Below are 10,405 nucleotides of genomic sequence, written 5' to 3'. Positions count from 1 at the left end.
CCTCCCATATTGTAGCGGCGAGAATGCGGCCTTCACTTGGCAACACTAGCCAAGCAATTGCGCTGCCTTGCGCGAAACCTGCCCTACTGACGCAGGAAAACGGCGTTTTTTTAAAGCCTACGCACAAGGGCGACGACTGGCTGGTGGTTGGTTTCTTGCCGTGACGATCAACCGGGAGAGCAAGCGTTGGATTCCCGCGAGACGATGGGATGGAAGGTCTCTCCGGGACACTTGCTGTTGGGTCCCGGCATTTGCTGGAGCGGATTGAGCTTGAAGAGTTGGGGATGCGTGGCCGAAGCCTTGCGGGATAAGCTCATAGGGGCGGGGGCGTTTGAGGTCTTGAAGGAGAGACCGAGGTTGTAGGCCGAGATGAAGTCGGCAAGGCGCTGGCGGAGCTGGTCGTTGCTCCGATAGTAGCCTTGGATCGCTCTTGCCCCAGCTGATGTGCGACGCGCTTCTCGTGTTCGGGCCCGCGCTAGCGGACACACCAGCCGCACCTCTCGGGCCTGGGCTGGAACGCGGGTCCGGCGCGCCTCGTGGACTCGCCGCCAGTCGAGACCTTCGGTAAGGCCGTATGTCCGCTTCTGCCGGTGAGGTGGCTCGCCCTACACTGCGCGTCCCAGGGTTGCTCGGCCGTCAGCTGCACTACGCCACCACCTTTCGGGAGTGGTCGCGATCTGTGAGGTTGCCGATCCCGTATTGGGATCGGAGATCGGGGAATGGGGTGCCGGAGGAGGAGGCGCGAATCCTGAAAGAGCGCTCCGAAAAATCGGTATATTTGCCGCTGAGCAGATCGCGAGGACAGGCCTCGGCTCGATCTGTGGGCTGACGACAGCGCTACGGAGGAGCTCCCGCGCCGCTTCAAGCTGATCTCTGCACTCAACACTTAGGCTCCGCTGGTCCGCAGAGAAGCGACTGCAGCCCGGCAGTGCTTTAGAAGTCAGTTTGCGCATTGCATTCAGTAACGAGTGCGGACGTGAGGAGGCGCAAATCTGACAACTGGTCTAACTGCTCAATCATCGCGAGCGCTCGGGCCGTGCGGTCGCGACTTAACACTCCTTTCGCGCAGTCCTTGAATTTGGACACAAACTCAGATTCCGCCATCGGATTCTCAGGGTGGCCGCGCATGTGATGCACGGTCTTCTGCACTAGCCGCCCGTCCTGAAGAGCGATTTCAACGCGCGCGGCTGCGCAGGCGCTTCTCGGGTCTTGGCTCGTCAAAGCAGGGTCGTAGTCGAGCTTCGAAATCGCAATCAACTTCCGGATAACCGGGTCATCGACTACTTCTTGAGAGAATTCGGCCAGAGATACGCGCCCGCGCGCCAGCGCCACCGCAGAGCAAAACTCCATGCTGAACTTACCCTCTAACGGTGTTTGGGGGGAATTATAGACTAGATCCCCACCGACCCCGGGAGCAAGAACGCAGCGAATGTGCTGTATGTGATCGGGTCGGAGGTCATCGTTGGCACGCAGATCGAGAATAGCATCGATGGCCGAATGAGTATCCAAGCAGGATGGATACTTCTTGAAGATGATACCTGGCTCTCGGACATCGAAAGGACCACCCAGGAGTGAAACTATGTCAACCGAATGCCCGCGCTCTGCTACGAATGCGTTAAGAAACCCTGTTGAGCCGTCAAGTGCATCCGGACTTGCGGTGGCTCCCGCGGCAGCTAAAAGCGCGGCCTCTAAACCATCCCTCGCCGCGAAACCGCAGTGCATAGGCTTCACCATGGTCCCGATATTCACGCGTAAACCAGCAGCACGGGAGACAGCAATTCCAATGGCGGTTCCTGTACGCTCTCCGTCGAGTCCTAGTATTTTAGAGACGCCAGCAGCAGCACCCACAACGCCGAGCACAGCGGTTGCATGCCAACCAGCCCGGTACAGTTCATAGCCAACAGCCCGCCCGAGTTTTGTCATCACTTCGATGGCAGCGGTGTATGCCAGAAGCACATCTCGGCCCGAACTTTCCGCAAGTTCGCCAGCCGCCAAAATCGCAGGAAGTGCGGGCGCAGCAGGGTGACCGCACATTGGCTCGCTGAAGTCGTCAAAATCGCAGGCGTGTGCCATGACGCCGTTGGCGAGAGAGGCGCCTAGCGCGGAACTTCGGACAGAGTGGCCAAAAACTGTCGCCGTGTTATGCTGGCCGTATTGAGCCACTAGGCTAGCGAGCACAATTTCGGTTACCGGTTCCCGTGCTCCCGCAACCACGCAGGCGAGACAGTCCATTACCGCGAGCTTTACAGTACTGATGTCAGTTGGGGACAAGGCACCGAATTCGAGTTCGCTGACGAATTCCCCGAATGCCCGCGACATCGACGGGACTGCGATCTTAGCATTATATGAGCTCATGCAATTATTCCCCTGGACTCTAAAGAGCCTTACTTTCCGTTTTGTTCCAAACAACGTCCGAGCGCTATTTACCACCAACCAGCAGCTCAAAGAGTGGTGCCAGCGTGGGCTGCTTATCAAGTTCATCGATGAACTCACCGATCAATTCCAGCTTCTTATCAGAAAACGACAATGCCGACATCTGGGCGCAATCTCTAAGCTTTCGCATTCCGTGGACCAGCGACGCTGAATTTTCCGGATGTCCGAAAGGCGTGTCGATACGAATGAAGTGTTCTGCCCCATCCCTCAGCTTCACCTTTACTGTTGTCGGCGAGTTCCCATGACGACCGTTGGTTCTGTCGATGTCTGGATCAACCTCGACTTTTGTTGCAGCCATGATCCTACGCACCGCCGGGTCATCAAACGCTTTAGGAAGCATATCGCCGATGGCTACTCTGCCGTGTTGTGCAGCAACAGCAACGACGTATGGTAAGCTGAAGCGCGCCACCACGGGGTCCTTTGGATCCCACTTTTTGTCGCGCGGCTGAGCCACACATTGCTCAGCAAGATGATTGAGTCCAAGCTCAATTGAAGCAATCTCGTCGCCTGTAAACTTGTACGCCTCGCGCAATTGAAGCAGCCCCTCGATCCCGTGATGTGTAGCCCGGCAAGAAGGCCAAGGCTTAAAGCTTATCGAACCGTTCAGATAGTCGGACCCTAGCTCCTCGGTTAGCATGTCGATGTCATGATCTGGTTCGAAAGCTTTATAAAACCCATACTTCCCGAAGAACGGCTCGCGAGGGCCGGTAAATCCCACCATAGCTGAAAGAGCTGATTCAATTCCTGATCGGGCTCGAAGTCCCTGCTGCAGGGACAGACTGTGAGCGGATTCTGCATACATCTGGCTTTCGCCGGCGGCGTGTGCATAGGCAATCCCAAAGGCATTGCGGGTTTTCTCTTCGTCGAGCCGCAGTAGCTTGGTGCTAACCGCAGTTGTGCCCCAGACAGCGACCATATTGTCGCGACCTGTATCTACAGACTGGGTTCTGAGGCTAAGTGTAAGACGTATATGCAAATCCATAGCGGTCGCGATGGCCGACAGTAATTCGCTTCCGCTGATGGAAGGGTCACGTTCGGCGAGTGCCAGCGCCGGCGGCACGTCGTAGGCACTAGCGTGGCAACCATTGATGCACAGTTCGTAGGTCTCGTCAAAATCGAGGGTCCTGGCTGTTGTGGCGTTGACAAGAGCCGCAAACGTACATGGAAGTTTCTCTCCGGAAACCCACACTGTGCATTCTGGCTTGCCACCGAACAGCGCACCCAGTCGGCGGGCATTCTGCGCGATCACATCGCTCGATCCGCCAATTGCGCACGCGATCGTGTCGAGGACGGAGAGTTTAGCGCGTTCGATTGCTTTGTTAGGTATCCTGTCTAATCGAGAATCGAGAACATGCCTAATGAGTTTCGTTGTCATGTCCATTGCCAAACCTCCAAGTAGGTGGATAGAAAGTCCCTTAGTGCGAGTCGGTGGCTCATCGCTCGCCTCGAGCGAGACGCGGGGGTGCATACTGTACAAGAGGCTGACCCACGACACTCCCCTAAAATATGGTAGGCGAGTGTGCGCTTTTCGTGGATCGACGCTGAATCAATGCAGAAAAGCGGCGTCTTTTTGACATCCGCGCTCGCGAGCCCCCACAATTGCTTGCGGAGGCGGAATCCTGTTGCCACTGAATTGTCATCCAGTGGGATTGGCGCTTGGCCGCTTTTGTAACACCTCTTTGTGCGGGTTGAGCAACCGAGGCGGAGGCGGCCTTGTCACACAGCGTCCGAGCCGGTTGCGGTGATGACGTCGGATACGGCTGCCGGCTGGAATAGGCTCGATATCAGACAATCAGAGCGCGCCGGCATTTCAGTATGACACCGACGCGAGTCCGTGGCACACGTTGAGAGTGACCAGGTTTAATCATCTGTTCTTGCAATGGCAGGGCGACGATCATATCCGCCTGACGGTGAAACGGTGGTGTCAAACACGGTGGACCGTCGATCTGAGACGGTGGAGTTGATCCGCGCCTGCGCACGAATGATGCCTGACAAGGCTCTTGCCGGCATTATCTTCATCGCGGTGTAGAGGGAGGCCGAATGGGCCGAGCGCGGCGAAGTCACGTTGGCCGAAGTCGCCAGGATGCTTAGTCTGAGCCGTGAGACGGTACATTCGTCAGATCGCGCCGGACTCATCCCCCCAGCAATATTGCAAAGACGCACGTTCGGTCATCAAACGCCGGAATACCGAAGGTTCGCATCTGGTCGAACACGCATGGCATCCAGTCAGTTGTTTCGCCCGGTTTTTCACAGTCGGCGCCATGCGCTCAGCCATTCTCGGTGGGTGCGACGGGATGCGCCGGTCGCTTGTCGCGCAATGGCTCTCGAAGCGCTTTTGACAGCGCGACACGCGGTCGCGGACTTGCCGGATTGCCGCATAATTTTGGTTGCATAGCTTCGGTGGGTTCACTGCTGCGCGCACGATGTCTCGGTAGCATCATAGTTCGTTGCCGCTTCCGACGAAGCCGCTCCTTTTCCGATATGATTGCGCCCGATTGGCTAGCGCTCTTGCTAACGTTGATCGTGGTCATTTTTCGGTTCTCTCTTTGAATCCCGACAGCCGGTTAATCCTTGAGCCCATCTGTTCAGTCTTAAAGGCGCACTTCATAAACGCGGATGCGAGGTCTGGTTTGGTGGGTCATTACCGCAACCGGTTTCGACGATGCACTGCGGCTGCTCCTACCCCCGCCGATGAAAGCTCAGCGGTATGTCAAAGGGATGCAAACGGCGCAACAGATCCTACAAGAAAGGTTTACAGTATCTTTGCGAATGCAAATCGCTGTCGATGCTACGATTAACTGAAGTCTGCGGTTAGACACAGTCGAAAGCCGAGTTGATTTATACTCAGGCCGCCGGAAAGCACGCAACCAGGAGTCAACAGCCATGGCTACGAGAGCACTCATTCTCCTCGAAGGCGATTCAACAGGCAATGGTCTGCGATACGTCCAAGCGACTCGGCGTCTTGGCCTTCATCCAATTATCCTGTCCGCCAATCCAGATCGGCACGACTATATTGCCGCGGAAAACATTGAGGTGATCACTGTCGATACCAAGAATCTCGAAGCGCTGATCCGCAAATGTTCCCATATTCAGACCACCAGTAAAATTGCTGGCGTCACCTCCTCGCTTGAGGAGTTCTATGCCACAGTTGGCAAGCTCTGCCGGCACTTCGATCTACCAGGACCAAACGCCGCATCAATTGAACGATGCTGTGATAAATTCACCCAACGTCAGCTCCTCGCGGAGGCTGGCGTTCAAGTACCTGCTTACCGCGTGGCAGCGGATGCCGGGGAGGTACGAAGCTCTGCGGCGGAGATCGGCCTGCCGGTAGTTCTCAAGCCATCCGTGGGCAGCGGCAGCATCGGTGTTCGATTGTGCCGGCATGTCGATGAGTTAGCCGAACATACGACTTATTTGTTGGGCGGGGAGCACATGTGGCGATCTTTGCCGAGAATACTGGTCGAAGAATTCGCACAAGGACCCTATTATTGCGCTCATATAATGGAAGATAAAGTTGTCGGGATTTCCTCAGCGGACTTCGGCCCCTCACCGCATTTCGTCGCTCGTGGCTTGACTTTCCCGGCCCTGCTGACTGATGATGAGCATGACCGTATCGCGGAAGTTTCGTTGAACTGTTTGCAAGCTCTCGGTCTTGGCTGGGGGCCGTCGAATATTGCATTCCGGTGGACAATGCGCGGCCCGGTCGTGATCGAAGTCAATCCGCGTCTCGCGGGCTCGCCCGATCCTCAACTGGTCCAACTGGGGAGCGGTATCGATCTTGTCACCGAGCACATCAAGCTCGCTACCGGGACGGAATGGGAATTGCGCAGGACGCATTCTCAGACCGCAGCCGCGCGGTTCCTAATTCCTGATCGCGATGGTACCCTTGATTGGATCAACGGCGACAGCCGAGCGACTGCTGTGCGAGGTGTAGCCGAAGTTAAATTGTATGTTGAGCCCAAGGCGCCGATTATCAGGAGAGGCGATTTCCGAGACTGGATCGGACATGTCGTCGCGGTTTCACCCAGCCTTGCTCAGACCGAGGCGATACTTCAAAGCGCCGTGGGCCGAATCGCTTGGTCGATCACACAGTTTTCGACCCTTGGCGCGCAGGAATAGCGGCTCCTCTCGCTGGTTAGGCGCAAGTGTACCCTGGAAAAACTGTATTTTTGGGGCCGGCGGTCGAAAGGCACGTAAGACTGACGGAGATTGCAGCTGCTGCGGCGTAAAACCATATGTCCGCTTCTGCCGTGAGATGGCTCGCCCTACACTGCGCATCCGAGGTTGCTCGGGCGGGCCGAGCGATCCTCATCACACGAGGACGAGCCTTGGCCGATTATCCGGGCGGATCGCCACCAGTTCTATCGAGTGTATCTCTGTTAACAGGCCGGCGCGACCGACTAGTCGGCTGATACAATCGCTTGCGCGTGAATGCTTGGTGATCGCCCCGTCGCTAATCCCGAGGAGCGAGCAAAGACGAACCGCCAGGATGCAATTGCGTTGGCTAGACTGCTGGGCGCCGGCGAATGACGACAGTTTCGGTCCGATGAACGTCAGGAAGCGAATGCAGGATCTCGTCCGCGCCCGGGCGGCCGCGGTCGAGACGCTCCGTGTACACCGGCAGGAAGTGAGCGCCTTCGTGCTCAAGCAGGGACGGATCTATCTTCGCAGGAATGGCTGGGCGCAGCGGTGCCACGGGCTGGAGTTGGGAAGACGTGCTGCCCTACTTCCGTCGTCTGGAATGCGATCTGGATTTCAGCGGCGAATTTCACGGCAAGGACGGCCCCTTGCCAATTAAACGTGTGCGCCAATCAGATTGGTCGGGCTTCATCCGGGCAATCTCCCACGCATACGATGCTCTGGGGCTTCATTTTAGGCCAGACTTCAATGGTGGATTCGGTGATGGCTATTCAGTGGTCCCGTTGACCAACCGCAACGGTCGTCGGGTCTCCTCCGCGATGGCCTACTTAACCGAAAGCGTCCGCTCTCGCCGTAATCTGACAATTCTGCCCGAAACGACAGTCATGTGGATCGCCGACGCTTCGGTCATGCCATTTTGCCCCCGGGCGAACACAAACATTCCAACGGTTGTCGTGGCCGAGAAATTGGCCGACACTGTCTGAGGCTTCTTCGCCAAATTGTCGAAGCGTCGACCAACGAGGCGTCTTCCACTCCGTCGTCGACCTTTCGGGCGGCAATCAACCGATTCCTCGCCGAGCACCACCAGAACCCAAACCTTTCACTTGGACCGCGACCCCGACAAAATCATCGCTAACGTGGGCACCAGGTCTTGGATTCCATCCACTGGCAGCAATTTCTGAGCTTCTTGAATTATTACGACGATCGTTGCAAAAATTAAGCGTTTTAGCGATCAAGTTAAATAAATTATCGCACACACTTAATGTTGCCCCGTTGCGATGACCGCGAGCTTGATGCATATTTACAGTTATGGGCAACCGATGTGGCGCCCTGGTCGGCCAGCATCTTACTTCTAATAGCAAGATCTTCTATGTGACAATTTCAACGGCAGGAATCCCATGGAGAAATTGTCCAAAACGTGCGGCTACGCTTTTGCTGCTTAAGTAATGTGATAATACCCAGCACGGAGTACTGACGATGACGCTGCCACAAATCTCACTCGCCAAACTGGCGGCCGATGCAACGCGGCACGACGAGCGCGAGCGCCTACGCATGGCCTGCGAAGAGTACGGGTTCTTCTACCTTGTCGAGCACGGCATTCCGAAGGAACAGATCGCACAAGCCATCGAGGCTTCCCAGCGGTTCTTCGCGTTGCCACAGTCGATTAAGGAACGCTACGGTCACGCCTTTCAAGACGTGTACCCCACTGCCGCCCGTGGATACAGTCCGTTGAACGGCGAAATGCTACATCCGGAGGCTGGCTTCGATCCAAAGGAAGTGTTCGACCTCGGAATCGAGAACGAAGGTGACCGGCGTCCCTTTTCCGGACGCACATGCCTTCCGGATGAAACCGTGGCTCCTGGTTTCGCGCGAAGCCTGCTTGCTTTGCAGGCTACCGTGCTCACCAGGGTTGTCCCGCAGCTCGGGACCGCGCTTGCCGACCTGATCGGTATGGAACAAGGCTGGTTCCGACGCCATTTCAGCCCGCCGACGCTCGGGCAACGCGTAATCCGGTATCCTTCCGGTGGCAAGGCCGCCAAGCATACCGATCATGGCTTCTTCACGCTGCTGCTGCAGGAGGAACTCCCCACACGCTCCTTGCAGGTGTGGTTCCGCGGGCGATGGATGCCGGTGCCCAGCCTGCCCGACAGTCTCGTAGTCAATCTGGGCGACATGCTTCAGACCATGAGTGACGACCGCTTCAAGAGTACTCCGCATCAGGTGGCCCATAGCGGTCCGACTGACCGGATTTCGCTTCCCTTCTTTGTCTATCCCGACATCGACGCTCGCCTGAGTTCGCGGCAAGGGCAGCAACCCATTAGTGTTGTAGAAACGATGCTGCGCAACGTGGAGGCAATCTGGGTTACCGGGAAAGGCGCCGGACGCGCGCGCGAGCTGCCGTGAACCCCCGGTCTCAAGCCACAGCAAAATAGGGCAACGGCGAAGCGCACTACGGCGTGGTGCGCTGGAAGCACTCTCCCAGAAAGCTAACTTCTCCGCATTGGCGCGATAGTTAGTGCTCCCTTGTTCATGGGCGCATGAGGTTCACCCGGTACTTTGAAGCAAGCTGCAGCGCCTGTTCTGACAATCTAAGGAGAATTCTATGTGCATGAGCCGTGATCTCAACCACTCGCTGCACGCAACCCAAGATTGGATTGGCGATCTGGCACGGAGACTTCGCTGGCATGATCGCGAGCAGGTCTACCAAGTCCTGATGGCGGCGCTGCACGCCCTCCGCGACTGCCTGGATCGCGACCAGGCCGTTTACATGGGCGCGCAGCTGCCAGCCGTGCTGCGCGGATTCTACTACGAGGGCTGGCGTCCCGGCCGTCGCGCCCTAATCAGAAACCGAAATTCATTTCTCGACAGGGTACACGACGGCGTCCACCGGAACCCAGCGGTTGATCCGGAAGAGGTTGCCCGCTCGGTGCTCGCTCAGTTTGCGGACCGTTTGCGTGCAGTAGGGGTTGAAGACCCCAAGGCCTCCATTCCAGGAGTGCTGCAGAATATTTGGCCAGCCTGAGACGGACGTTTGCTCTATGACCATATCCACGAAGCCATTGCTGGAGCTTTCGACCAGTACGTCGCTCGAACTCCTCTGGTGCTCGGACGGGCTCGAGTTCGGCTGTTGAAACAGCGAGGTAATTCGGCTCCCCTTCATCATCGAGGCCTTTGACCGCGAGATCTCCTGGGCCACTCTCGCCAGATGCTGGATTTTCCGGCTCCGACGCGCGCGACACTATGCTGAGGCTTGTCGAGAAACGTTTTCCGCGCAACCCGAGCCCCACATGCCTCGGCCTACCGCGCGTTAAACAAGACTGTTCGCCCAAGCGCTCAATCTGATACAGCCCAAGGGCATGTCGGAAGCCTTCATCAAAACACGGTTAAACGAGACTACATCCGCATCTCACCTCTTCCCGGACGCTCAGGCACCACTCCGCAGATCGATAGATGGTTAATACTACAACGACATCCATCCTAATTCGCAAGCAAGATGCCTTCCCCTAGGCGTTCATCGTTCGAAGAAACGGGGTGCCCTCCAGAAACCAATTTTACATGCTTGCCCAATCCTCAACAAAAGGCCCACGCAGGCTCGTCAGCGGAGAACCATATTGAACTTGGATTACATTGTCGTGGGTGGCGGTTCCTCCGGGTGCGTGACGGCGAACAGGCTCTCCGCCAATGGCGCACGCGTGCTGCTCATCGAGGCCGGCCCGGACACGCCGCCGAACGCCATTCCTGAGGACATCCAGGACGGCGACCCGACGCGTGCCTTTCTTAATCCCGATTATCGCTGGCGATCACTCAACGCCAGAACTGTGCGAGATGGCCG

6 protein-coding genes and 3 pseudogenes are annotated in these 10,405 nt (G+C 57.0%); 7 read left to right on the top strand and 2 right to left on the bottom strand.

The features are described from left to right. Positions 1–933: 933 nt before the first annotated feature. Both AC0L2H_RS32160 and AC0L2H_RS32155 read right to left on the bottom strand, forming a co-directional pair. Positions 934–2,355, bottom strand: a complete 1,422-nt coding sequence (locus AC0L2H_RS32160) for an MmgE/PrpD family protein (RefSeq protein ID WP_019863433.1) — start codon at positions 2,353–2,355, stop codon at positions 934–936. Between the two features lie 64 nt (positions 2,356–2,419). Beyond that, the gene (locus AC0L2H_RS32155; protein WP_019863432.1) at positions 2,420–3,814 is read right to left on the bottom strand and encodes an MmgE/PrpD family protein; all 1,395 of its coding nucleotides are present in this window, start codon (positions 3,812–3,814) and stop codon (positions 2,420–2,422) included. A 1,502-nt stretch (positions 3,815–5,316) separates the two neighbouring features. Between AC0L2H_RS32155 and AC0L2H_RS32150 the strand changes: the two genes are divergently transcribed. The 7 genes and pseudogenes from AC0L2H_RS32150 to AC0L2H_RS32120 form a co-directional block, all read left to right on the top strand. Continuing rightward, complete coding sequence (locus tag AC0L2H_RS32150; protein ID WP_019863431.1) at positions 5,317–6,552, top strand: ATP-grasp domain-containing protein; 1,236 nt, start codon at positions 5,317–5,319, stop codon at positions 6,550–6,552. Between the two features lie 566 nt (positions 6,553–7,118). Continuing rightward, positions 7,119–7,457: pseudogene (locus tag AC0L2H_RS32145) on the top strand (GMC family oxidoreductase N-terminal domain-containing protein); the annotation flags it as partial. A gap of 99 nt (positions 7,458–7,556) precedes the next feature. After that, positions 7,557–7,792: pseudogene (locus AC0L2H_RS32140) on the top strand (hypothetical protein); the annotation flags it as partial. Between the two features lie 257 nt (positions 7,793–8,049). Continuing rightward, positions 8,050–8,976: a 2-oxoglutarate and iron-dependent oxygenase domain-containing protein gene (locus AC0L2H_RS32135; protein WP_019863429.1), complete on the top strand. Its 927-nt coding sequence runs from the start codon at positions 8,050–8,052 to the stop codon at positions 8,974–8,976. A gap of 205 nt (positions 8,977–9,181) precedes the next feature. Next, a complete protein-coding gene (locus AC0L2H_RS32130) occupies positions 9,182–9,595 on the top strand; it encodes a DUF2267 domain-containing protein (protein WP_020629153.1) in 414 nt (137 codons plus the stop codon). A 70-nt stretch (positions 9,596–9,665) separates the two neighbouring features. Then, positions 9,666–10,084, top strand: a pseudogene (locus tag AC0L2H_RS32125) (IS3-like element IS426 family transposase); the annotation flags it as partial. A gap of 100 nt (positions 10,085–10,184) precedes the next feature. After that, on the top strand, positions 10,185–10,405 hold a 221-nt coding region (locus AC0L2H_RS32120; protein WP_473593659.1), incomplete at its 3' end, for an FAD-dependent oxidoreductase.

The sequence above is a fragment of the Mesorhizobium sp. WSM4871 genome, assembly GCF_055811295.1.
This window is presented reverse-complemented; position numbering and strand designations above follow the sequence as displayed.

Bases quoted from the DNA above. Each gene is read 5' to 3' on its own strand.
- AC0L2H_RS32130 (WP_020629153.1), top strand. From the start codon at position 9,182: ATGAGCCGTGATCTCAACCACTCGCTGCACGCAACCCAAGATTGGATT.
- AC0L2H_RS32155 (WP_019863432.1), bottom strand. From the start codon at position 3,814: ATGGACATGACAACGAAACTCATTAGGCATGTTCTCGATTCTCGATTA.
- AC0L2H_RS32160 (WP_019863433.1), bottom strand. From the start codon at position 2,355: ATGAGCTCATATAATGCTAAGATCGCAGTCCCGTCGATGTCGCGGGCA.
- AC0L2H_RS32135 (WP_019863429.1), top strand. From the start codon at position 8,050: ATGACGCTGCCACAAATCTCACTCGCCAAACTGGCGGCCGATGCAACG.
- AC0L2H_RS32150 (WP_019863431.1), top strand. From the start codon at position 5,317: ATGGCTACGAGAGCACTCATTCTCCTCGAAGGCGATTCAACAGGCAAT.